Genomic DNA, 25,044 nt, shown 5'->3' with positions numbered 1-25,044 from the left:
CCGAGGTCTTGATTTCACAGTTATTAGTTGTGGGCTGCTGACTAATGACTAATAATTACTAATGACTGCTGACTAATGAATGCTAACTATCGCAGAAAACCGCTGACCAGCCACAGAATTAAAAACGTAAACAAAGCGATAAATTTCTCTGTTGTTATAAATGCCGGACTGACCAAAGAACCCAACAAGCCTCCCAGCACCAAGCCTATAACTAAGCCAGCGACAGTCAGCAACACTGCCCGACCAAATTTTTGTTCCTTGCGATTAACAAAATAAAGACAACAGCCGACCCCAAGAGCCAGAGTCAACTGCAGTAAAGAATCATTAGCCGCCGGATAAATACTCAGTCCGCCCAACCCCGCATACACCCCAGCAGGCCACAAAATGTCCGATCGACTAGGAGTATCAATTAGCCGTTGCAACCAAGCTGGGCTGCCACTGGGAGGAGACGGAGTAAAGCTTGCGGGTGCGGGAGTCAGCCGCTCAGGAAAGCGGATGCGTTCGGGGACTTTTATTTTACCTTCCTGTCGCTGCCGCAGGCGATCCATGAGGATCGCATCGTAAGCTGCTTCGATCGATTCCAAACGTTTCTTGTCACCGCTGTAATGCTCAGCTAGGCGCGCGCGGGCCTCTTGCACTTCATCAAAGGAAGCATCTTCATCGACTTCAAGCAGTTGATAGGGAGTTGGCTCACTCATTGTAATAACCCGCTGAAGACTCTCGTTATAGAGTAATCTTAACAAGAGAGGAAAGCGGGGCGGGGGCTTGGGCCGCTTTCCCAAAAGTTTTGGTGCTAGTTTTTAGTGCTTTAAAACAGGAACCAGCAAACCTTAGGAAGGTAGAAGATAGAAGGCATTTGGCATTGGGAAATACAAAATAATGAATCCAAAGATTTTTATTTTTATCTTTGCCGTCTAAAATTTTACCTTCTGCCAAATGCCCTCAGAAGGGACTTGTCCCGCCGGCGCTCACAATTCCCGACCACTGGACTTTTTTAAGTCGATCGCGGCGGTAGGAAAAAAAGCGAGCCGAGTCAGAATAAGTACAGAAAGGAGCGATCGCCACTTGAGAAAGATCGATTCCCAACTGCTGCAATTGCAGAGCATTGCAGAGGCGAACATCCAAGCGTACCTTTCCCGGCTCTGGATCGGCCAAGACAGGCGTTTCCGGCAGTTGGTGCAAAAACTCTAGAATGCCGTCGGCTGTCGCACTAACGGCACTCTCAGGAGCAATGGTGGCTCCCAGTTCCGCTGCTACTTCCACAGATACCTGGTAAACCTCTCCAGCGATCGCCGGCCCCATAGCAATCTTCAGATTTTCTAGTTGACTGCCTTGTGCCACAAGTTGAGCGATCGCCTCTGGTAATATCTTAGCAGCAGTCCCGCGCCAACCCGCGTGAACTGCCGCAACGAGTCCCGTGCGATCGTCAGCAATCAACACCGGCACGCAGTCGGCCGAGCAAACCCACAGCGCCTCCAATTCTCGACCGGCAACCAAGCCATCAGCCTCAGCATAGCTTGGGGCAGCGGTTTCCGGGGCCGGAGCCACAACCGGGGACAACTCAGCGGTTTTGAGTACCGCATTGCCGTGTACCTGTTGGAGTCGGTAAACCTTAGCTCCAGGTGCGAGAACTTCCGTCAGATCGATCGGTCCGCGGGGCGAGAAATCGCGAGTAAAAAAGCCGTGAGACCAGCGAGAAAGCAAGCTGCAAGTCAGATAGGGCAAGCCTTCAGAACTCTGCCAGTCCCAACTAATAACGTCAGGGTCTCCGACGGACTCAGAGTCAGGAAAATTTGTCAAGCGATCGCCAGCTACAGTCATGAAAAAAATGGGTCTGAAACCCCGTCCTTATAGGACGGCTTTACATGAATTTTTGTTAAGATCTACCATTTCACACAAGACGTGCTAGTATGTGAAATAGCCTACTTAAGGTCAGCATGACACTCAAAGCCTTCAGCTATCGATTCTACCCAACGCCGGAACAAGAAAGTTTGTTGCGACGTACTTTGGGTTGTGTTCGTTTGGTCTACAACCGTGCTTTAGCCACAAGAACGGAAGCTTGGTACGCAGAACAGAAACGGGTAGGCTATGCTGAGACTTCTTCAATGTTAACCGAATGGAAGAAAACCGAAGAACTAGATTTTCTGAACAAAGTTAGCTGTGTGCCATTGCAGCAATGCTTGAGACATTTACAAACGGCTTATACCAACTTTTTTGATGGGCGGGCAAAATATCCTAACTTCAAAAAGAAACGCAACGGTGGTAGTGCAGAATTTACCAAGTCAGCATTCAAGTTCAAAGATGGACAAGTCTACCTAGCAAAAAGCACAGAAGCGTTATCAATTCGCTGGAGTCGGACACTACCTGATGGTGCAACACCATCAACCTTAAGCGTAAAGCTTGCACCATCAGGTAGGTGGTCAGTTTCTCTGCTGGTAGATGTTGAAATTGAATCATTACCCAGAACAGATAATCAAGTCGGTATCGACCTGGGAGTTACAACTTTGCTCACTCTAAGCACTGGCGAAAAGATTGCCAATCCAAAAGGATTTAAGGCAAAATATCGCCAACTTAGAAGAGCGCAAAAATCTTTAAGTCGCAAGCAAAAAGGGTCAAAAAACCGTCACAAAGCACGACTCAAAGTAGCGAAAGTGCATCAAGAAATTACTGATGCAAGGAAAGATAATCTTCACAAGTTAACAACGCGGTTGGTGCGTGAAAACCAAACCATCGCCGTAGAAAACTTAGCTGTGAAGAATATGATTAAAAATCCCAAACTTGCCGATTCTATAAGTGATGCAAGTTGGGGGGAATTAGTCAGACAACTTGATTACAAGTGCGATTGGTACGGTCGTACTTTAATTAAGATTGACCGCTGGTTTCCGAGTTCAAAACGGTGTGGCAATTGCGGACATATCGTTGACAAGATGCCGTTGAAGATCCGGGAATGGGATTGTCCTAATTGCGACACTCACCATGACCGAGATATTAATGCGGCAAAAAATATTTTGGCGGCAGGGCTTGCCGTGTCAGTCTGTGGAGCGACCGTAAGACCAGAACAGAGTAAATCTGTTAAGGCTGGTGTGAAATCCCCTAGGGGACGGAAGCAGAAACCTAAGTCGTGAGTCTTAGGAATACCCGTGCGTTTACGCCGGGGTGGATGTCAAGAAACCTATCCTTACCCAAGCGCATCAATTAGCTTGTATTCTAAACAATCAACAATTTTGTCCGCGAAGTTTAAAGGCAGGGCTAGCTTTCAGGAAACAATCGCCATGAGTCGGCGGTTTTAGGACAACTCACGCCCAGAGCACCATTCTCGCTTAACAGGCTTTCCGGCCTGTTCCACAAAGAGTAGATTTTCTTGTGGGGAGTAGGGGTTGGGTAGGAGAGCCCGCCCTGAAAAGATTATTGAGAATGGTGCAATATTTCAGGACTATCGACAGCGCCGAAATTTTGCATAACCCGAGAAATATAGGCAACTAATTAACATAGACGAACCCCAAAGCGCTATCATCAGTGTGGCCGTCAGACACTTCTAGGCAAGTGCCATCGGGATCAAAAAAACCGGATATCGATCGCGACTGAATGTGCAATGCATTAGAGCTTGTTCTATGCACAAAAAAAATTGCCTCAAGCCCGGTAGAATCAGTAAGGCCTGTATAAAAGACAAGGATTGCCATACATTCGATCCTGACTTCGAGATCCTTGCCCCCCCTGTTGAGTTGGGAAAAAAAATCGTGAAACCAGTTCCAGACAAGCAAATAACAGCCCCTTTGAACACCAAACAGCAAAAAAAGAACCCTACAGGCACCCGGACTCGATCGCGCCTTTTGTCCGATCGCTCACTGCTGGTGGGACTGGGTTGCCTTGCCAGTCTGGGACTGCTCAGCAAAGGCCTTGTTTGGGCCCAAGCCGAAACTCCGCCAGCAGAACAAGCCGTCCCCGGCGCAGCAGACCTCCAGCCATTATTTGAAGCTCCTCTCCCGCCCCCGGAACCCGAATACAGCCAAGGGTCGCCAGAACCATACCCTGAACCGCAGGCAGAAGTTCCACCGTCCGAGCCTTTCGATGCCGCACCGCCCAGTGAGCCGGAGTACGCCAGCGAACCACCTCCCACCCAATATTATCTGCCAGAGCCCGAGCTGATTCCCCTGCCAGAAGCGACGGCCCAGGAGCCGCCTTTTGAAGCGCCAGTTAACCCAGCCCACGCTGAAATCGACCAAACAGACTACAGCATTGGCGCTACCAGCGAGTACGAAGAGTACGAAGCGCCAACCAGAATAGAGTTTGCAGAACGATCGAGCGGCTGCGAAGAAGTTGGCGGTTTGTGCGCGCCTCCTCCTGTTTCCGAGCCAGTGACTGCAGATGCCGGAGAACCCAACTACAGCCCGGAAACTCCGATCGCAGCAGACGACGGCTATATTGCAGCCCCTCCTCCTCGAAATCTGCCAGAAAGCATTCCAGACAATGTTCGGGAAACTGTGGCAGGAAATAGTAGCGGGAATCCTGTCAGTAAAATCGGTCAAGCCGTTCAACAAATAGGCAGCCAGGTTTGGGGGGGTTCAAACCCGCCGGAATCTGCTTACGCACCCCCGCGCTACTCCGCTAACCCAGGCTACCCTGCAGACGCTGGATACTCCGCAGACGCTGGATACTCCGCAAACATCGGCTACTCCGCAGACGCTGGATACTCTGCAGACGCTGGGTATTATGCCGGATCTGCATCTTACGGCGGCGGCGCTCCAGCGCCCAGCATGGGACTCGGGCCGGTTCAAGTCGGTGCGGTTAGTGTCAGCAGCGGCAGCAATACCGGTTTTGCTTACTACAATCTCACGCCTCGTCCGCCAGGCCTGCCCGGAAATGGCAACAAAAGCTTGCTGTTTCCGCTATCTATTGCTTCGGCAATTACTTCGCCGTTTGGGTGGCGGACTCATCCGGTTATGGGCTACGGCAGGTTTCACACCGGAACTGACTTGGGAGCCCCGATGGGAACGCCCGTACTCGCGGCCTATGCGGGTCAAGTGGCAATCGCCGATTGGTTGGGCGGCTACGGTTTGACGGTGGTTCTCAGCCACAACAAAAAGTCTCAGGAAACTCTCTACGGCCACCTTTCGGAACTGTTTGTCAAACCGGGAGAGTGGGTGAAACAGGGAGAGACGATCGGTCGCGTCGGCAGTACGGGAATGTCTACAGGGCCTCACCTCCACTTCGAGGTTCGGCAAATGACTGACCAGGGTTGGGTGGCGATCGACCCCGGTTCTCAGCTAGAATTCGCTCTCGCCAGAATGATCGGCACTTTGGAAACCGCCAAAGTACCCCAAATGCCGAAAATGGTTGAAATACAAACCGCTAACTCACTCAAGGATTTGGAAAACGATCTGCCCCAGCTTCCACCTCTGCCGCTGGGAATGGACATTGAGGTTCACAACCTCCAGCCGCCATTCCCGGAACTGTTAAAAGCTGACACTTCTAAGCCCAAAGATGCCGAAGCAGTCAAACCCAAAACTCAGAAGCAAGCTAGCAGGTAAAAATTGGGGATTGGCTGGATAAATTTTCTTGTGCAACGGTCGAAAAGCCCACCCCACAAGAAAATTTATGTTTTGTGCAACGAGCAAACGAGCTTGTTGCTTTTCCTCGTTAGATCAAATCCAGTAGCATCGGAATTAATATTATCCACAGCTTTCGACACGGCAATGCCCTGTCCCTACAATTAATCCCGGTAGGGAAACGGCAATGCCGTGTCCTCTAACTCATCTCGATTGTCCAACCGGAAACGATATTACCAGGATCTTGCGGGTAACGAGGAAAAACTGATAAAAAGTGGTAACTTGCAGCTTATGCTAATAGCGCAGCATTTGTGGGAATTAATTTTATTTCTGATTATTGTAGTCGGACCGATTCCCTTAAGCTTGTCTCTTGCCTTCGAGAATCAGAAGGAAAACAGTAACTATTCATTTCCCCATTTTCTTCTCGTACTCCTGACGGGATGGAGTATTGCCCAAGTTTGTACAGGCTTGATTTTAGGAAGTGCCGATCGCCTAAATATTTCTGCGGTGATTATAGCAGAAATTCTGATCTGTGCGATCGGCTTAATCCCGATCTATGCCAAAAACCACAAAACTTTTACCTTCTGGCAGTGGCAGATTCTCCAACTCAAGCAACCTCTGGGCAAAGCAGAATCGCTAATTATTGTTGCCGCCGCTTTTGCTGGATTTGTGCTGTTGGAAACTCTCGCAACCCAACCCACAACCAATTATGACTCATTGTGGTTTCACCTGCCTGCGATCGCCCGATGGTATCAAACCCATTCATTTACATTATTAGATGCCGCCGGAAATTGGATTTTTGAACAAGAGCAAGCTAAAGTATATCCGTACAATTGGCACGTTTTATCTGTTTTATGCTTAATTCCATTCAAAGAAGATTTTCTCGCAGCTTTTCCGCTGCTAATTGCCTGGGTACTTGAGGGAATTGCCGTCTATCTATTGAGCGTAAAATTTGGAGCCACCCGAATTAACGCTATGGCAGCAGCATCTTTAGTATTGACAGTACCGATGGTGCTCAACCAAGTTAACACCATTCATCCAGACTTACCGCTAGCTGCAATATTTACAGTCGGTTTATATTTGGGTTTATCCTATCATAGCAGCCGATCGCAATCCGAACTCTCTCTATTTTTAGCAACCGCAGGAATGCTAGCCGGAATCAAAATCACCGGGATAGTCTATACTGCATTACTTTTAGGAGGATTAGCAATATTAGAAATTAACAAATTCACCCTTAATAAAAATGCCACACCCGCTACTTTTAGAATTCGCCGTTTTATCAAACCAGTCTTGCTGTGCGGCATAGCTTGTTGCTTGTTGTTAGGATGTTTTTGGTATGCAAGAAACTTGCTGCAAATCAATTATCCTGTCGGCGATGCCGGCGAGATTAAAGTACCCTTACAACCTGTTCCCTTACCGTCTCCAGTACCTGCGCTAACACCTCCCGTACAGCAGCCCACACCTACCCTACCTGCGCCGTCAGCTTCGCCACTTTTAAAGATTTGGCAAAGCACTTTAGCAGCTCAATTTAATCCCAGCAATATTTCCCACTGGCAAACTCTAGGGTTACAAATTATCATTAGATTGCAACTGCCCTTTCTGGCGATCGCACTTCAGGTATTGGCAGCGCCTCTGGCTTCGATCGAAGGTAAAACCAGAATAATCAATCAAAATAACGTTATTTTAACAATACTGCTTGCCAGCACAGGAATTCTGTATTTAATAACACCTTACACGTCAGGTACTGCGGGAGAGTCGATCGGTCAAATCAGCCCTTTTCTCGGCTTTAATCTCAGATACGGCTTTCCCTTTTTAAGCTTGCTGGGGATTGCAGCCGCAGCTACAGCAACTAAGTTAAAAACTCAAAATCGAGTTGTTGTCGCAGTTGTTGTAGTTAGCAGTATTTCAGGCATTACTAGCAGCAGAATTTTTGACCTTATTAAAAATGCTTCTTTTACCGGAAATAGTATTGTTTGGGGGAGTTGGTTGATCGACAGGTTTAAATCTAATTTTGGAGAAGCCATCACTCTTTTGATAAAAATATTAACTCCCAGTTTTCGATATTTAGCAATATACCCGTTAGTTTATATTGGATTACTGCTGCTGGGTTTGATGCTATGTAAGAACCATCCTAGTTTAATCTCGTTAAAAAATCTACTCGCCAGCCTGAACAAGTCGAGTTACATAATGATTATTTGTACCTGTATAGCATTGATGGTAAGTGCTAGTTGGGTGGCGAGGGAAAAGCGAGATATTGCACGCACCGAACTGTATCGGGGCATTTACGAGTATATTGATAAAAATACAGTAGCCGATGAAAGAATAGGCTTCTTTTTAAGTTCCCGCAGCTACCTGTTTTACGGGAGAAATTTGGACAGACAAGTTTTATATGTGCCGTTTAAAGCCGATCGACTTTCGGCATGGATTGACAAACTCCGCCAAAATAAAATTAGGACTGTGGGATTCGGACCCCTGACTGAGACAGACGCAGCTACCGGAAAAGCTTTATCTTGGCTGACAAGTGCCGAGGGCCCGTTGCAACCAGTTTTCGGAAAAGATTTTAATACTGAGTCGGTGCTGTATCGCTTGAAAAATTAAAAGTTATTAGTTATCATGAACCAAGCTAAAACTCTATTTTCAATTATTGTTCCAACTTACAATCGCCCCGAGCAATTAGCGGCGTGTCTTCAGTCTTTTGTTGAACTTGAATATCCGCGCGATCGCTTTCAAGTTATTGTCGTCAATGATAGCACCGAAATATCTCTAGAATCCACAGTTTTGCCCTTTCAAAACCAGTTAAATCTCCTACTTTTAACACAACAGAATTCAGGACCAGCCATAGCAAGGAATACTGGCTCTTTTGCAGCCACAGGCAAATTTTTAGTATTTACAGACGATGACTGTACTGCTGCCACAGACTGGCTGCAAACTCTAGAAACTCGATTTGCCAAAACACCAGACTGCTTAATCGGAGGTCGAATTATTAACGCACTTCCTGATAACATATATTCTACGGCCAGCCAGCAATTGATCGATTACCTTTACAGTTACTATAATGCTATTCCCGATCGCGCAAAATTTTTCACTTCCAACAATTTTGCCCTTCCGGCTGACTTATTCCAAAAAATTGGCGGCTTTGGCAGTTTTTCCTTTTCTGGAGAAGATCGGGAATTTTGCCATCGGTGGCTCAATTCCGGCTATGGCGCGGTTTACGCTCCCGAAGTTATAGTTTATCACGCCCACAAACTGACATTGCACAAATTTTGGCAACAGCAATTCAATTACGGTAAAGGTGCTTTTTTGTTTCAGCAAGTTACTTCTAAAAGTGTGGCTAAGGGAAAACTGCAACCTCCATCATTTTATCTCAATTTGCTAACTTATCCATTAGTTCACACAAGAGGTATTCAAAAGCTCTTAATTGCAGGATTGTTTTTGGTTTCGCAGGCGGCAATTGTAGCGGGTTTGTTATGGGAAAAAAACAATCCTGCTGAGAAATAGAATTGCTCTCGTTAGGGGCTACACCGCTTGCCTGCTCCGATCTGCCTGTGACCTTTTCAAGACGAAAGGCTTACAAAGTAACAACTGTAATTAGCAGTAGCAATTATAGCATCCATCAACAGTTGACGTTCAACATCGCCGTTGCACCGATCGAGAATTCTGTGACTAGCTATATTTGGGGTAAAAATACCGTGATCGATTGAGGGATGATTGGGTGTAAAAACTCGTCGAAAGGCTTGCTATGCTTCAGCTTGATATTGTGCTTCAGAGAAAATGTGCATATATTTAGTCGGTAATTCCTAATCTTGTAGGGTGCGTCGCTTCCAGCTTTTCTTTCCGATCCCAGAAGATTGTCTCAGACGACGCACCCTACGGTATCTACCAGACCTTGCATTATATAATAACGGAGCGTTCGGACTTAATATTATCGATTAAATAAATCCGTGTTCTGCTAAAAACTCTGGTGTAATACCTCCCAAACTGTTGATTGTGGGGGTTTCTTCCCACGGTTCGGGATGGGATTTTGAGCCGCTGCGGATAAATTTGGCGACATATTTGCCGAGAATATCTGCTTCTAAGTTTACTAAACTTCCTGGTTGCAAATAGCTGAGGTTTGTCTCACCAAAACTGTGGGGAATTACGGCAACTTCAAACCAATTTCCGTCAGCATCGCAATCTGCCACGGTTAAGCTGATGCCGTTGACGGCGATACTGCCCTTGGAAACGATGTAAGGTGCGATTTGACGTTGCCATCCCGAATTTGCTGCTGGTGGGGCAGTAAACCGCATCTCCCAAGCGTTGGCGGTTTGGGTTGATGTCGCTAAAGTGCCGATCGCATCTACGTGCCCTGTCACGAAATGTCCCCCCAATTTGCTACCGGCGCGCAGGGAGGTTTCTAGGTTCACCAAAGCATCGGGGAATGATCCCAGAGTAGTGCGGCGGAGGGTTTCCGGGGAAGCGACGGCGACAAAACCTTGTGGCAGAACTTCCACTACCGTCAAACAGACTCCATCCACGGCTACACTGTCCCCAACGGCTAAATCTTGTAAAATTTGGTAGGAGTTGCTGGAGGTGCAGGAAATTTGGAAATAATCGTTGCCTAGCGACTTCAGCTTTCCGAGAGATTGAATTAGTCCTGTAAACATAAGTATTTTTCCGTAGTCGATCGCTTATTTACATGAAACCACAGGCACAAACCAGACGCAGGAGGTTTGGCCGTCCCCCTGTCCCCCGGAGTCAATCGAAAATCTAAAATTTAAAATCTAAAATCGACAGTGCCCGATCCGTTGCAGATTCAGGCGAAGATCGAGTCATACTGGATTTAGGTAATCTTTATGTCCAAGTTCTCTACTGCCTTACAGTTTCTTAATTCTATGAGGCCGATCGAATGATTGAAATGAAAGTCGCTGGAATTGCCTTAGATGCAGCCACGCGCAGTCCTATTGTCCTATTGAGAGACGCTACTGAGCGACGCGCTTTGCCTATTTATATCGGTCAGGAGCAAGCAAAGGCTATTATTAGCGCGATCGAAGGCCACAGGCCTCCTCGACCCTTAACTCACGATCTGATGGTCAATTTCTTAGAGGCATGGAGTCTTACCTTGGAGCGCATAGTTATTCACTCGCTGCAAGATAACACGTTCTATGCCGTCCTGATCGTCCGTCAGGGAGAAGTTAAAAAAGAGATCGATGCCCGACCTAGCGACGCGATCGCCCTAGCCCTGCGCACGAATAGCCCCATCTGGGTGATGGAAGAAGTCGTCGCCGATGCTTCCATACCGGTCGATCGAGATGCTGACGAGGCCGAACGCCGGGCCTTCCGGGAATTTATCTCAAACCTCCGTCCAGAGGATTTGATCAAGAGAAGCGGCTTCAGCCCGGGCGAAACTTCGTCGTAACATTTATGCGCTATCGACGGTTTGGCAAAACTAACTTGCACCTGTCCGTATTTTCCTTGGGAACCATGCGCTATTTGGCTTCTGAGGAAACTGCCTGTCAGACTGTACAACAGGCGGTGTCTCAGGGAATCAATCACCTGGAAACGGCGGCGGGTTACGGTTGCAGCGAGGAATATCTCGGCGCGGCCCTTTCGGCTGGGTTGCCTGTCGATCGATCGCGCCTCCACGTCACCACGAAAATTTCCCCAACTGAGGATGCAGCAGCAATGGAACGCTGCATCGACGCATCCCTCAAACGCCTGAATTTAGACTATATCGACTGTCTGGCAATTCACGGTTTAAATACTTGGGAACATTTGGCGATTGTGCGATCGCCCACAGGCTGCATGGCATCTGTACGCAAAGCCCTCGCCGATGGTCGCATTCGGCACGTAGGCTTTTCGACTCACGGGCCTCTGGATCTGATTTTGGCTGCAATAAATACAGATTTGTTTGAGTTTGTCAATCTGCATTACTACTATTTTTTTCAGCGCAACGGCCCGGCAATTGAACTTGCCAATCACAAAGATATGGGCGTTTTCATCATTTCTCCGGCAGACAAAGGAGGGCAACTCTACACGCCCCCAGAAACTCTCGCACAATTGTGCTCGCCTTTGTCGCCCTTAGAGTTAAACTATCGGTTTTTACTCAGCGATACTAGGATTGGGACTCTGAGTGTGGGGGCTGCAAATCCGGCAGAATTAGAGCAACCCCTGAAATATTGCGATCGCGACTTTCCCCTCACCCACGCCGAAATCGCTGCGTTCGATCGGCTAGAATCGGCTATTGCAGCCAGTTTGAAGACCGACAAATGCAGCCAGTGCTATGCCTGTTTGCCTTGCCCGGAAAACATCAACATTCCCGAAGTATTGCGGCTTCGCAATCTCGCCGTCGGGTGCGACATGACTGACTTTGGGAAATACCGCTACGCCATGTTTGAAAATGCCGGACACTGGTTTCCCGGCAGCAAAGGCAACCGCTGCACCGATTGCGGCGAATGTTTGCCCCGGTGTCCCGAACAGTTAGACATCCCAACTTTGCTCAAAGATACTCACCAGCGACTCGGCGGCAAAGCAGGCAGGCGGTTGTGGGATTAAAAAAAGGTGAAGCAGGGAAAAGGTCGATCGAGCGTATCTAAGTTTTGCAATAATTACGCTAAACTTTGGTTTAAGTAAATTTACGATAGAGTCGATCGAAAAATTACTGAGTCTGGCGACTGTCTGCAGGAGCATCCCGATTTTGCAAAAAGCGTTTTCACAGGAGTGCGAGCATCCTGCACAGCCAAGCCTGCATCTAAGCGCGATCGCTCCTGTGAAAGCAATCATTGGGACGATCCGAACAAACTTTCAATAGGAACCGACAGTATATGTAAAAACAGCTAAATAAGACAATCTGATTAACACCTAGAAACTGATTTCTGTGAGCATACCCCAGTCATTTTCTTGCTTGGTTGGCGCCGGCGAGAGGCAACAATTTTATGATGATATCATGTGCGATCGATTAACCGTAATATCCCGGTAGGGGCTGGTTTTTGAGATTGGAGATTGTTGGCAGGTATTGTTGCTGAGGGAAGCCCTTACAAAAATCACGGTCGCTCGACCGGACATGATATGAGTGATTAACCGAATTCGATCTAAAATCTAAAATCCAAAATCTAAAATCTAAAATTGATTGATGGTTCCCGATTGATTTATCGCCTGTCATCTATAACCGATTTAGCATCTACTACTATGGCTCAAACTCAGTTAAACGACAGCAAGCCAAATTGTCTGCAGCCAACTGAAGTTGCGACTTCCGAAAGATTTAGAACAGCTTTCAAGCCGTCCGCTTACAACTTGTCCGTCACCAGAAAACAGTTAATTGGACTGCTGGCGTTACAAACAATCTTGTCAGCGGGACTAACGGGAGCAGCACTTTGGCTAACATCGGCAGTTGGAAGCAACGAACTGCAAAATCAAGCTAAATCAGAACTGAGCCTTAGTGAAATTAACTACAATCTCAAACTCGATCGCGCCGCCGACCGTTTGCAAAACTCCTCTGACAGCAAAACGATCGCCCAAACAGCTTTAGCTTACAACAGCGGCAAAAAAATATCAGATTTGGAAAAATCTGTCAAGCAAATTCTGGAAAATCAAGTCAAAACAGGGGAAATAGACAGTGCGGCTTTAGTTGGAAAAAATCGGCAGATAGTTGTTAGCGTCAACCCCAACCATTCGGGAAAAAGTTTTAACCTGCAAAAAATAGTCGATCGAGTATTCGCTGCAAAAAACCAAATTACAGCTACCGAAATCATTGCCAAATCAGAAGTTCAGAAACAATTGGGATCTTTGCCCCCCGGAAAGGGCGATCGCCCTGTTCTCCTCCGCTACGCAGCAATTCCCGTAAAAGATCCAAAAACTCAGACAGTGATTGCTGCCTTAGTGTTAGGAAAAATTATCAGCCAAACTTCGGCAGTGGCTAGCACCGAAACCCTCTATTTACAGGGCGGTGGATATCAGGCTATCTACGCACGGCTGGCTGACGGCAAATTTGTCTTGGCAAGTTCGCAAGCAATTACAAAAAACCAACAGTTGCCAGACTTGCTGGCAGACAAATCGCTGCTGAAATCTGCATTCTCCGCCGGCAAACCAGTCGCCGGAAACGTACAAACAGGCAGTCAAACTTATACAGTAGCTGCCAAATCCCTTGGCAATTTAGCCGGAAAACCCGCAGCAATTTTAGTGCGGGGCATCCCCAAAACCTCGATCGAAACCTGGTGGGGCAGCAACTGGCTGCTGGCACTGTCTGCGGCTGCCGTTTTCCCCTTCGCCTTGGGCGTTGCCGTCGCCCGCCGGATTGCCAAACCCGGTAACTCAGATTTATCAACAGCAGACAGGAATTGGACATCTAACTCCACCGCCGAACCGCAGCAGCGATCCCGGAAGTTCGTTGGCAAAGCCCTCGAAGAGGATCGGATTTCTGACCATTTATATTTCGGCGAATTTCCCGATTTATTTCCAAAAAAATCAAGTTTAAACGGTAAATTAGCGGTAGATTTTCGATATAAAAAAACTGCGGGCAATGGCCCGATCGCAAATCCCCACATCCCGCTAACTTTCCCACCCCTAGAATTGCCCGCAAACTCCGTCTCAAATCAGTCGCGACCGGCAAATACAGAACTAGAAAAAAGCGCGATCGCCTTACATCAAGTCCAGGAAGCTTGGCAAGACTTAAATCGCCTCAACTTGGAATTGCAGCCAGAAATACTCGATCGCCAAAACACTCAAAAAGCCCTGCGAAAGAGCGAAGCACTGCTGCAAGCGATTTTAGACAACTCAACAGCAGTGATTTACATCAAAGATGTTGACGGAAAATACCTGCTCACCAACCGCCATTTTGACAATTTGTTCGACATCGCCAAAGAGCAAATAACAGGCAAAACCGACGGCGATATTTTTCCCGAAGACTCTTCAGCAGCCTTGCGAGAAAATGACCTGAAAGTTCTCGAATCTTCCTCGCCCCTAACCATCGAAGAAATCATCCCTCAAGACGACGGCCCGCACACTTATATTTCTCTGAAGTTTCCCATCTGCAACTCCGAAGGCAAAGCTTATGCAGTCGGTACAATTTCTACAGACGTGAGCGATCGCAAACTTGCCGAACTCACCCTAGAAAAAGCCAAAGCAGAACTAGAAATAGAAGTCGAACAGCGCACCCTATTCCTCCAACAAGCCAACGAACTTTTGCAGTTTGAACTCGCCGCCAAAGTCCGCGGCGCGATCGCCGTCAGACAAATGACCGCCCAGGTAGCCCGACACGCCAGAACAGTTGACGGCATTCTCGGCGCTTCTGTTGACCTAATTTTTCTAGTAGATCGATCGGGAAGATACACCTATGTCAGCCGCACCGCCGCTCAAGCAGTCGGTCTTAGTCCCAGAGATATGATTAGCAAAACCTGGCGAGAATTAGGCTGGTCGCCACAAATTTTACAGCGGGTTGAAGACGATTGCAGCGCCGTATTTGCCACAGCCGAGCCCAAGAAAGGCGAAGTAATTGTCCCCACCGCAATCTGGGGAACCCGCGACTACGAGTACATTCTCAGCCCGGTTTGTGCGACAGACGGCAGCGTCGAATCCGTAGTGGCGACGCTGCGGGATATCACCGAACGCAAAGACGCTGAGGAAGCGTGGCAGTTGGCAAAAGAAGCCGCAGAACTCGCCAACCGCGCCAAGAGTGCTTTTCTGGCAAACATGAGCCACGAGTTGCGGACTCCCCTGAACGCGATTATCGGCTACAGCGATATGCTGGTGGAAGATGCCGAAGAGTTAGGCAATTTAGAGGTAGTCTCGGATTTAGACAAAATTCGCACTGCTGGCAAACACTTGCTGCGGCTAATTGACGACATTCTCGACATTTCCAAAATAGAAGCTGACAAGATGGAGATTTACCTCGAAAGCTTCGATGTCGGCGGCTTAATCGAGGAGGTGGCAACAACGATCGAACCGCTAATGGATAAAAACGGCAATACTTTGGAAGTATTGAGTTCTGACAATATCGGCGCGATGCACGGCGATTTGATGAAAGTGCGGCAGGTAATGCTAAATCTGCTCAGCAATGCTGCTAAATTTTCGGCTAATGGGACGATCGTACTTACTGTCGAAAGAATTACCAGTGAAGAATTAAAAAATAAATATCAACCGACAGTTCCTCAAATGTTAATTTTGGATTCAGACTTTTTAGTTTTCCGAGTGACCGACACGGGCATCGGCATGACACCAGAGCAGCAAGAGCGACTGTTCCAACCATTCACTCAAGCCGACAATTCAACTACTCGCAAGTACGGCGGTACTGGTTTGGGACTGACTATCAGCCAGCGTTTTTGTCAGATGATGGGCGGCGATATTGAAGTTTCTAGCGAGTTAGATTGCGGTTCTACTTTTACTGTTTGTCTGCCTGCTTCATTGTTTAGGCGATCGGAATTTTAACATGACTGTAGGGGCGGGTTTTACCAACAATAAAAGCAAAAAAAAACAATCTGATAAACCCGCCCCTCCGCAACACAAAATCGCAATGTACATCTTTTGCAGATAATAAAATGTCAGGTTGATGTAGGTGATCTGCTGTGCGGGGGCGGGTTTTCTAGATTGCGAGTTTCCGACATAAATGGTTGGTAAAACTCGCCCCTACGGGAAACATATAAGAAAGAACACAATAATGATGAAATACGATGTTGATACCCGCAGGCACGGCATTTTGACAAAAAGTTTATTTTTGTTCCCGATCGCCTGTTCTGCGTGCCTCGGAGCCTTGCTGTGGGGACAATCTGCGGCATTTTCCCAGCAGCCGGTCTGCCCGACTGGCAGCGCTGCTAATTTCCCGTCGCCTCCGCTTTCGCAAACCGAAAAAAGCGTGCCGAGTCTGTGGTTAGCTCAAAAACAGTTTGGCGGAAAATTGCTCGATCGCTGGTTTGTCGATCCCGGCAATACTTGGGTAATTATCATAGTCAACCGCCAACTTTGGAGTTTGCTCGATTATATGGAACGCTATCAGTTTGTTAACCGCTTCGGCACTGTCGCCAGCGAATACGGTTACAATGTGCGAGTTTGCAACCGTCAAGGCACTGCTTTGGCAGTTTATTCGTGCAAGGGCGATCGATCGAGCTGCAAAATCGATTTAGAATCTTTATCAAATCCGGGTCTTAGAGGCAAACTCAAAGGCTTTTAGTAGGGTGCGTCAGAAGCGAGTAATTTGATGAATAATCGATAAATCAAGAGCTGACGCACCGACATTTTAGCTAACAAAATAACAGACAAAAAATGGCTCTTCCTAAAAAAGCTTCACGTAGTATCACCATAAACGGGGAAAAATATCGTTGGCTTATTTCACGCGACGATTACGGCATTGGTTTGTACGTAGAGTTATATGAGAATCCTGCTCAAAAATTGACGACAGGTTTTTCTGATGATTATCAAGCTATTACGCCTGTGCTGGTACGTCAGGTAATTCTCCATGCCTTAGCAAAAGGATACACGCCTCACAAAAAAGGTCAGGATTTTTGTTTACCTGAAAATTCACCCTTAGTAGTAGTTGAGAATGTAAAAGCTGACGCACCATACAGGTACAACTGGTGACTGACGAACCCTACGGTTAAATGTGCGTCAGTTTTGATGATTTTCTCGGCGCTTGTGGGCTGGTGACTGACGCACCCTACATTTTAACTTCTCACGACTTGCCGAATTTCTTGCCAGAGCGATCGATATTGGGCAATCCCCGCATCCCCAAACGGCAGCAGAAACTCGCTAGCCGCCAGAATCTTAGCATCCGGCAACAACACAGAATTAGTGCGAACAGCTTCCGGCAAATCCTCTGGTTTCATGCCGACAATTATCGGCGAACTAGCCTTAGTCAGCAAAGATAATTGAGGCGCTATCTGAGGCTGCAAGCAAAAATCCATCCACACATCTATCCATTTTTTGTCTAACGGAACTGGCTTCCCAAAGTCAAAATTCCTCCAAAAATCCATCCTGTTTTTCTTTAACGGAACTGGATTACCCGATGCTGGTGTTACCCACAAATCAGTCCAAAGTGCAGTTCCCGAAACCGGAACTACTAAAGCAATATCCTTTTCAGTTTGCAGCAGCGGCAGCAAGTCGCCAGAGGAACCGACTGCCAACCAAGTATCGCCTAAAATCAATGGTTGCAGGTAAGCATCAGAACTATAAAGTTTAACTTGTCGGTGCAAAGAAGCGAGTTCTTTTTTGAGATTTGGGACTTTATCTAATTGCTGCGTATTGTAAGATTTTCCAAGTTTTTTTAATGTTAAACCGATAACTTCTCTGGCACTGTCCGGCAGAGAAATTAGATCGCGCAATTCCTCTCGCCACAAGTCACTCCAATCTGTGGGAGTCCACCCCAAAGCCTTAAATTTGTCGGTTCGATAGGCAATTACCGTACTTCCCCAGCGGTAAGGTACACCCCAAACATTTTCTCTCGCATCTAAGAAACCCTCATCGTTTCGCGTTACCAAATTTCGCCACCTTTCGGGCAATTGTGACCAATTAGCAAGCTTAGCAGGATCGATCGGCTGAATCAATTTTTGCCGAATTGCCAAAGTCAGCCAGTAATCTCCCAACATCACCAAGTTAGCTTGATTTTCTGATTCGGGAACCTGTTTCCACTCCTGCAACAGGGCGAATAATTCTTTTAATTGTCCTTCTTGCGTTACCTGTAAAAGCGGAGACGGTGGTACATCGCGCCTAAATTTGCTTACCAGTTGGGCCGGAATACCGTTTTTGAGCGATCGAATTGTGAGAATGGACTTCGAGTCGCACCCTGCCGCCAATTGACTTAAAGCCAGGGTGGCGGCCCCCAATAGCAAAGACCTTCGTTTCACCTGTGAATCCGCTTTTCTAAAAATTGACCCATCGTTTTGTGTTCTGCCGCCCGGGAAATAATTGTTTGTCGAGTCCGGTAGTTGGCGCAGATTTGTCTTATTTATTTTTCCAAGACAGAGCTATTGTACTCGGTTCTGCTGCCCTCTGAGTCTGTTTTGCTCTTGCCCTGATTTTACCCTCTACCTTGTCGATCGAGCTTTCGGATGCCGACAACTCCGTCAGCTTAACGCCTGATTTCTTCCCGAAAAGTTCTTTTGAGCCAATTTTGCTCGCCCGGGTTGGCAATCGACTGCATCTGTGTTACATTTTTTAATATAACGAAACAATAAGAGCGTTGCCCTCTGCCGCTGGATGACGCTTTTTACACAACCGAAGTCAAAAATCCTTTTTAAATCCGCGACAGCTTAATAACTAAAAATCCACTCATCTGAATCCTGAAAGCACTGGCAGGCAAAGCAAAGTCACTCTAAGAGGAGCCTCGGCGCTCCGACTCTGAGAAACCGGAATTTTTAACTCGGATTGAAGGTTTGAACGCAGTATGGGGGTTAAAAATTTTGGTTTTTGCGTCCACGAGTATCTAAAATCTAAAATCTAAAATCCACTCACGAATGTCGATCGATTCTCCTCTACCTGAGTGCCTAAATTTACCGTCAGGATTGAGAACACAACAATTACGTCAAAAATTAAATAATTCAGTGATAAATCCGCGTTCTATAAAGATTTCCCTAATATGTAAATATATAAGTTACGATCCAAAGGATGATTGTATGGAAGCGCTCCACCAGCAAGTTACAGTATTGACGCAACAAGTAGATGCCCTCTACAAACTCATAGAAAACCTCAATGAAAAGTTACTGGAGTCCGCCCAGGAGACGAAGCTTGCCCAGCAGCAGAGAAATGACTGCTCTGGAACGGTAGGAAATGACAAAACCTCGTCCTATCAAAGCTACAGCCGTCGAGACGGCCTCCTCGAACACAAGGACATACTGTTAGACGACAGCTACTTCGACAAGAATTCTCAAAATCTGGAAAAAGAGCTGAGCGCAGAGATTCAAATCCAGCGCCTCACCGCTCAGCTAACAGCGGCTTACAATCGAATTGCCGCCTTGGAAGAACAGTTGCTCTCCAAAAGAATGAACTCGCAACAGGTAGGTGGATCTAATTAAATATTACTAGAGGCAATGGGGGATTAATCCCAGAAAAGATACGAGTTGCGTTGATTTCTGCTCGTCTGCTTATAGAGTCATTGCATAGATTTTTTTCTCTCGCGAAGTTCGCAGGGAGAATACTGCATCAAAGCGAGATATTCTGTAGAAAATTATGTAAATCTGAAAGCATAAATGCTACAGAAAATGATATAATTATTCAGCTAAAACGAAGCTGGTTCAGCAGCACAACCAGCTTCGCAGGTCGAGCGGCGCATCTTAATTTTTAATGTTTAATTCCTCAGAGTCCTGGCAGCACAAAAAACTAAAAACCGGGTTTTTGAGTGTATTCATCGCTGCAAAACCCAATATTTTGAGTAAAAACCGGGTTGTTTGCATCCAGGACTTTCTAATGTTTAATTTCACACCTGCGCCGTGCTAAAGCTTCAACAGCTTGGAGGAGTTGAGTAGGAGTCCAATTTGCAGCCAAGCCACTGGCGATCGCACACGCTCCCGCACCCACACCTTCCTTAACATAGCCGCGATCGTAAGCTTGCAGTTGCCCGTAGCGAGATCCAGCAAAACTTAGCTGCGCGGCCAACAGAGGCACACCGCCGATATCATTAGCGAGTCCTACAGTGTCTCCTGTAGGGTCTTCGGCCACCCAGCGCGTAGTCCCCACAGTGACTTGTTCGGGACTCCATAGCAGAGCATATTCCCGGGCTAATGCTTGGATCAAAGCGTACACTGCCAGCATTTGCGTGCCCCCGGCCAGGAGTACCCCGCAAGTCCGACTCGCGGCGATTGCCATTGCCGCCACTGCTATTTGCATCGGATCGCCCACCGCCGCCACCAATTCCAGGGGAGTGCTGTTTTGTCCGCCAATTTCCCACTCAGCACGATCGAGTCCCGCTGTCACCGCAGCCAATTTTTGAGCGTGATTGCAGCGAGGATGAGAACTATTAACTTTGCCCGCCGCTGCAATACCCAAACCCATTAACACGCCCAAAGCAGTAGTTGTTCCCCCAACTACGCACTCCCCTAAAATTAAATAGCTGCCATTAGTTTGAGCAGCCAATTTAGCTCCCCAAATTAATCCTTGTTCGAGCAAATGTTTGACTGTTTCGAGTTCTAAAGCATTCCCAGAAATCAGACACTTTGCCGGAGTGCCGCCCAAATCAATTGCAGGTACCGGAGGTGGGAGGGGCAAACCAGCATTAAATAGGTAAAGGGGAAGTTCCAAAGCTTCGACTACAGCGCGAGATATCAGTACCGGCGAGGCACCCGCTTCTAGGGGCGGCAAAGGATATTGGGGCGACGGTTGGGGGCCGTTATACAAAAATTCTGCATCGGCTAAACAAGTAAATTGTCGATCGTGCGGGGTTGCTCCGGCTGCTGAAATCCCCGGAATTAAGCCAGTAGCGGTAAATCCTAACACGCAGGCAAATATCGGTTTTCGTCCCCGATAGCGATCGAGCCACCGCTGACCATGTTCGATTTCTGTATAAATATGAATCATAATTAGTCAGCAGTCATTAGTCATTGATTATTGGTTATTGGTTATTGGTTATTGGTTAGTTATTAGTTATTAGTTCTTAGTTATTGGTTTGCCCATTACCCGTTACCGCTTATTTCAACTCCGGTGCTACCGGACTTGATATGATGTGTCCTGTTGTTGAGTCCCTACAACATTTGCAACCGTTCCTTAAAGCTTAGGTGCGACTGTTTTTTATTTGTCGATCCAACCTTTCTGCACTGGGGCGATCGCCCTAATAATTTTGCCTGTCATCAGGATGTCCTCTAAAAAGTACCTTTATTCTATGCAACTCGAGCTCAAATTGATAGAAATGAGTTAATCTGTAGTTGGGTGGACGACGAGCGTAAATATTCGCAATAATCAACCTGGTTAAATGACATACTTACATATTTGCCTCGATAGCTAAGTAATTAGTTTAACAGAAATCTGTCTCGCACTTAAATTTTTTCTGGGTGACGCAGGCGCGATCGTCTTTCAGTCCGCGATCGCGATCCATGTCAAGAGAGCGCGATCGTACTTATAGCAATCCTCGCATCATTTGTGAATTTCTTACTCCCTCCCCTTAGCAAGGGGAGGGCTGGGGTGGGGTAAAAAAATTACGACTCCTGCAAGGATTGCTATATACGGTTCTAATTGAATCTTGACCAACTTGTGAGCCAATATTGTGTGAATTAGTAGCGACAGGATTTACGCAGGCACAAATACGAGCGAGAGTTGCATTTTCTATATCTTTCAAAAGATTCGCTCACAAGTTCTAGGTTGTTGGATCTATCTAATAACAGAACACTTAGAAGCACCCTTTGAATTAAGTTATCAATTCCGCACTTAAGGGTCAATCCATGTCAAAAGCGATCGCTAGCTGCCCCCAGCCGCACCCCCTGCTTGACCTCTGAGTACAAAAATTACTCCCGTCATAATTAGCGCCACACCTACCAATCGCAGCGGCGGCAACGGCTCGTTAAATACAATTTTCCCGCCCAAAACAGTAAACAGGTAACTGATTGACAGTAAAGGCGAAACTATGCTAAGGTTTGCCCGCGACAAAACTACTATAAAGCCGATGGAAGAAATTGCATACAAAGAAAGACCACCTACTATCAACGGCTGGGTAGCCATTGCTACGACTTTTTCCATTAAATTAGCAGTGCCAATGGGCCCTAATATTTTAGCTCCTGCCTTCAGACTGAATTGACCTGCCACGCCGCACAATATTGCAGCAAGCAATAACAAAAAAACGCTTCTATTCATAAGTTTACTAACCTATAGTACAATCAAACATTGCCGTTCCCAAAAACCTAAAAAAATTGAATTAAGTTTTGTTATGTTTTATTCACCACTAATATTTTAAGCAGAGATACGGGAAAATCAAGTATGGTCGATCGCGATCGAGAGTAGAACAAATATATGGCAGAGCAGACCAACCAAAGCGGAGAATACACTCTAGAACTATCGATACTCATGCCTTGCCTGAACGAAGCAGAAACTTTAGAAATCTGCATCGAGAAGGCGCATCAGTCCCTGCGCGAACTTGATATTGCAGGCGAGGTCATCATAGCAGACAACGGCAGCACTGACGGTTCTCAAGATATCGCTACCAGAATGGGAGCCCGAGTCGTGCCGGTGGCCGCAAAAGGCTACGGCAGCGCCCTCATGGGAGGCATCATTGCAGCGCGCGGAGTTTATATTATCATGGGCGATGCTGACGACAGCTACAATTTTTCCAATCTCGGCGCTTTTGTCAAGAAATTGCGAGAAGGTTTCGACTTAGTAATGGGAAACCGCTTTCAAGGGGGCATCAAATCAGGTGCAATGCCGCCGCTGCACAAATATTTAGGAAATCCGGTGCTGACATGGGTTGGGCAATTATTTTTCGCGAGTCCAATCGGCGACTTTCACTGCGGATTGCGGGGTTTTAGGAGAGACTCAATTTTGAAACTCGACTTGCAAACAACGGGGATGGAATTTGCTAGCGAAATGGTCGTCAAAGCATCTCTGTACACATTGCGGATAACTGAAGTCCCAACCGTACTCTCTCCCGACGGCCGCAGCCGGCCACCGCACTTGCGAACTTGGCGAGATGGCTGGCGGCACCTACGATTTCTGCTGCTTTACAGTCCCCGGTGGCTGTTTTTGTATCCGGGTGTAGCGCTGATAATTTGGGGTATAATTGTCGGCCTCTGGCTATTACCTGGTACTCAAAAGATTGGTAGTATTAGCTTTGATGTACACACGCTGCTGTATGCTGCGATCGCAATTATCATCGGTTTTCAAGCAGTAACTTTCGCTTTCTTCACCAAAGTTTTCGCCATTAGTGAAAAACTGCTTCCCGAAGACCCTAAACTCAATAAAATATTTCGCTATGTCACGTTAGAGACAGGATTGATTGTCGGAGTCACGCTAATTTTAATCGGAATAGTTGGCTCGTTCTTGTCATTAACTATCTGGAGCGAAACAGCTTTCGGTTCTCTCGACCCTTCTAAAACTCTGCGTTTGGTTATTCCCTCGCTCACTTGCCTGACTGTCGGTTTGCAGATGGTTTTGTCGAGCTTTTTTCTCAGCGTGCTGAGCTTGAAGCGCAGGTAAAATAATTATATTTAAAATTTGTAATAATTTTCGGTAAAGATGATTTTGCTCTCTCGTAGTTAGGGAATGAAAATTAAATAACTTACAATTTATTGTTCTTGTGGGATGGGCGTCCCGCCCGTCCAGAAAGGACGGGCGGGACGCCCATCCCACAAATATGTGTAAATTATTTAATTCGCGATCCTAGGGGAAAAGGATGTCACTCACAAGGCCCCATCGTCAACCCCATTGTTAAAGCACTCTTTGTCCAGCTCAACAAAGTGGCGCACCAATCGTACTCTCCATCCAAGACACAACGGAACTAGACTAGGGCTTGCTGAATAAGTCAGGGAAAACTCAGCAAGAGAGTAACGATCTATTTAAGAGCGAGCGAACATAAGTTTAGCTGGACAATTTTTGCTGCCATTATAATTTTTGATAATGACTTACCCGTAAACAGGTGTTGTTTTCGGGAATTAGTACAAAAAAACACAAAAAAACCCGGAGCAACCAGGTAGAAAGGTTCATGACCAAAAAAGTAACCGCCATTGTTGTTTGGGAGGTATTTTAAAGTTTTGCCATCACTCGATTCAAGCTAAATCTGTGTTTACGCAAGTCCCAAATTTTCCTTCAATTACCTGACGAATTCTTTCATCTTCTGCTGCTTGTTTTTTTTTCTTTACTGACGTTTGCTGGGGGTCTTCCTAAAGCTGATCCGCTGATTCTAATTCCTCTTTCTTGATACCGTGCTCGGTTTTCCTTGGTACGATAAATGCGCTCCTCTAGGGCTTCGCTAACGGCGTGAACTGATTCTGGGTAATATCCCGTGAAGCTACGCTCCAATAAGGTTTACTTAAGACCGAACAAGTGATAAACTAGGTATGACGTACAAAAAAGTAAATCAATTATAGTGCCGCAAAAAAATATTATTAGAATCTCCCAAGCTCAAAATTAGCGCGATATTCAAAGCAATAGAAATAGCAATTCCATCAACAGAAATAGAAGCAGCTATTCTCAAAGCAAAAGCAAAAGCAAAACGGCATCGTCGGCTACCATCACAACTGGTATTATGTTCGATCGTAGCAATGAGCTTATGGTCAAAAAACTCAATGCGCGACGTACTAAAAAATCTGATTGATGGACTTAATGAAGTCTGGTTGAAAACTGGTAAATATTGGAAAACTCCCTGCAAGGCAGCTATTACTAAAGCCCGAAAAAGATTAGGACAAGAGTGTAATGAGCCAGTTATTTCATCAGTTGGTACGACAATGGCTACCAGTGAAACAGTGGGAGCTTTTCTGAATGGATTGAGAGTTGTAGCAATAGATGGAACTTGCTTAGACATCCCAGATATAGCAATCCTAAATCATTAAGTAGCTAGACAAAATTAATTACATAGTTTTCTCCAAATTCTTTCAGGATTTTTTCCACAGATGCAACAAAAGTT

The 25,044-nt window shown here is 46.6% G+C and carries 17 protein-coding genes and 2 pseudogenes; 12 read left to right on the top strand and 7 right to left on the bottom strand.

Annotation, left to right across the window (positions count from 1 at the left end):
- Positions 1 to 86: 86 nt before the first annotated feature.
- Both QUA99_RS23445 and pgeF read right to left on the bottom strand, forming a co-directional pair.
- Positions 87 to 698 (bottom strand): CPP1-like family protein, encoded by a 612-nt coding sequence (locus QUA99_RS23445; RefSeq protein WP_333238572.1) that lies wholly within the window; start codon positions 696 to 698, stop codon positions 87 to 89.
- Between the two features lie 244 nt (positions 699 to 942).
- Positions 943 to 1,821: a peptidoglycan editing factor PgeF gene (gene pgeF / locus QUA99_RS23440; protein ID WP_333238574.1), complete on the bottom strand. Its 879-nt coding sequence runs from the start codon at positions 1,819 to 1,821 to the stop codon at positions 943 to 945.
- 116 nt (positions 1,822 to 1,937) lie between these two features.
- Between pgeF and QUA99_RS23435 the strand changes: the two genes are divergently transcribed.
- The 4 genes from QUA99_RS23435 (at position 1,938) to QUA99_RS23420 (ending at position 9,044) form a co-directional block, all read left to right on the top strand.
- The gene (locus tag QUA99_RS23435) at positions 1,938 to 3,125 is read left to right on the top strand and encodes an RNA-guided endonuclease TnpB family protein (protein ID WP_333238577.1); all 1,188 of its coding nucleotides are present in this window, start codon (positions 1,938 to 1,940) and stop codon (positions 3,123 to 3,125) included.
- A gap of 612 nt (positions 3,126 to 3,737) precedes the next feature.
- Entirely contained in the window at positions 3,738 to 5,528 is a 1,791-nt protein-coding gene (locus QUA99_RS23430) for a peptidoglycan DD-metalloendopeptidase family protein (RefSeq protein ID WP_333238579.1), read from the top strand.
- A 309-nt stretch (positions 5,529 to 5,837) separates the two neighbouring features.
- A complete protein-coding gene (locus QUA99_RS23425; RefSeq protein WP_333238581.1) occupies positions 5,838 to 8,144 on the top strand; it encodes a hypothetical protein in 2,307 nt (768 codons plus the stop codon).
- 15 nt (positions 8,145 to 8,159) lie between these two features.
- Positions 8,160 to 9,044: a glycosyltransferase gene (locus QUA99_RS23420; protein ID WP_333238583.1), complete on the top strand. Its 885-nt coding sequence runs from the start codon at positions 8,160 to 8,162 to the stop codon at positions 9,042 to 9,044.
- 431 nt (positions 9,045 to 9,475) lie between these two features.
- On the opposite strand, the gene ribE is transcribed toward QUA99_RS23420, so the two are convergent.
- Positions 9,476 to 10,189 carry a riboflavin synthase gene (gene ribE, locus QUA99_RS23415; RefSeq protein WP_333238585.1) on the bottom strand — a complete coding sequence of 238 codons (714 nt, stop codon included), beginning with the start codon at positions 10,187 to 10,189 and terminating at the stop codon, positions 9,476 to 9,478.
- 242 nt (positions 10,190 to 10,431) lie between these two features.
- Between ribE and QUA99_RS23410 the strand changes: the two genes are divergently transcribed.
- The 5 genes from QUA99_RS23410 (at position 10,432) to QUA99_RS23390 (ending at position 17,090) form a co-directional block, all read left to right on the top strand.
- Complete coding sequence (locus tag QUA99_RS23410; protein ID WP_333238586.1) at positions 10,432 to 10,941, top strand: bifunctional nuclease family protein; 510 nt, start codon at positions 10,432 to 10,434, stop codon at positions 10,939 to 10,941.
- A gap of 5 nt (positions 10,942 to 10,946) precedes the next feature.
- Positions 10,947 to 12,077, top strand: a complete 1,131-nt coding sequence (locus tag QUA99_RS23405; RefSeq protein ID WP_333238588.1) for an aldo/keto reductase — start codon at positions 10,947 to 10,949, stop codon at positions 12,075 to 12,077.
- Positions 12,078 to 12,710: 633 nt separating this feature from the next.
- Entirely contained in the window at positions 12,711 to 15,944 is a 3,234-nt protein-coding gene (locus QUA99_RS23400; RefSeq protein WP_333238590.1) for a PAS domain-containing protein, read from the top strand.
- Between the two features lie 229 nt (positions 15,945 to 16,173).
- Positions 16,174 to 16,683: a hypothetical protein gene (locus QUA99_RS23395; RefSeq protein WP_333238591.1), complete on the top strand. Its 510-nt coding sequence runs from the start codon at positions 16,174 to 16,176 to the stop codon at positions 16,681 to 16,683.
- Positions 16,684 to 16,775: 92 nt separating this feature from the next.
- Positions 16,776 to 17,090, top strand: a complete 315-nt coding sequence (locus QUA99_RS23390; protein WP_333238593.1) for a hypothetical protein — start codon at positions 16,776 to 16,778, stop codon at positions 17,088 to 17,090.
- Positions 17,091 to 17,173: 83 nt separating this feature from the next.
- Here the strand turns inward: QUA99_RS23390 and QUA99_RS23385 are convergent, their stop codons facing one another.
- Positions 17,174 to 18,352 (bottom strand): extracellular solute-binding protein, encoded by a 1,179-nt coding sequence (locus QUA99_RS23385; protein ID WP_333238595.1) that lies wholly within the window; start codon positions 18,350 to 18,352, stop codon positions 17,174 to 17,176.
- Between the two features lie 768 nt (positions 18,353 to 19,120).
- Here QUA99_RS23385 and QUA99_RS23380 point away from each other — a divergent pair.
- On the top strand, positions 19,121 to 19,519 hold the full coding sequence (locus QUA99_RS23380; protein ID WP_333238597.1) for a hypothetical protein: 399 nt from the start codon (positions 19,121 to 19,123) through the stop codon (positions 19,517 to 19,519).
- Positions 19,520 to 19,907: 388 nt separating this feature from the next.
- On the opposite strand, the gene cobT is transcribed toward QUA99_RS23380, so the two are convergent.
- Together cobT and QUA99_RS23370 are read right to left on the bottom strand one after the other, a co-directional pair.
- Positions 19,908 to 21,017: a nicotinate mononucleotide-dependent phosphoribosyltransferase CobT gene (gene cobT / locus QUA99_RS23375; RefSeq protein ID WP_333238599.1), complete on the bottom strand. Its 1,110-nt coding sequence runs from the start codon at positions 21,015 to 21,017 to the stop codon at positions 19,908 to 19,910.
- A gap of 873 nt (positions 21,018 to 21,890) precedes the next feature.
- Positions 21,891 to 22,283 carry a transporter gene (locus tag QUA99_RS23370; RefSeq protein WP_333238601.1) on the bottom strand — a complete coding sequence of 131 codons (393 nt, stop codon included), beginning with the start codon at positions 22,281 to 22,283 and terminating at the stop codon, positions 21,891 to 21,893.
- A 156-nt stretch (positions 22,284 to 22,439) separates the two neighbouring features.
- Between QUA99_RS23370 and QUA99_RS23365 the strand changes: the two genes are divergently transcribed.
- On the top strand, positions 22,440 to 23,618 hold the full coding sequence (locus QUA99_RS23365; protein ID WP_333238604.1) for a glycosyltransferase family 2 protein: 1,179 nt from the start codon (positions 22,440 to 22,442) through the stop codon (positions 23,616 to 23,618).
- Positions 23,619 to 24,023: 405 nt separating this feature from the next.
- Here the strand turns inward: QUA99_RS23365 and QUA99_RS23360 are convergent.
- Positions 24,024 to 24,431: pseudogene (locus QUA99_RS23360) on the bottom strand (transposase); the annotation flags it as partial.
- Positions 24,432 to 24,595: 164 nt separating this feature from the next.
- Here QUA99_RS23360 and QUA99_RS33240 point away from each other — a divergent pair.
- A pseudogene (locus QUA99_RS33240) lies at positions 24,596 to 24,949 on the top strand (transposase domain-containing protein); the annotation flags it as partial.
- Positions 24,950 to 25,044: the final 95 nt, after the last annotated feature.

The organism is Microcoleus sp. F10-B2, from assembly GCF_036704965.1.
In the GTDB taxonomy this organism is placed as follows: Bacteria; Cyanobacteriota; Cyanobacteriia; order Cyanobacteriales; family Microcoleaceae; genus Microcoleus.
Note: the sequence above shows the minus strand (reverse complement) of the source record. Positions and strands in the feature narration are given on the sequence as shown.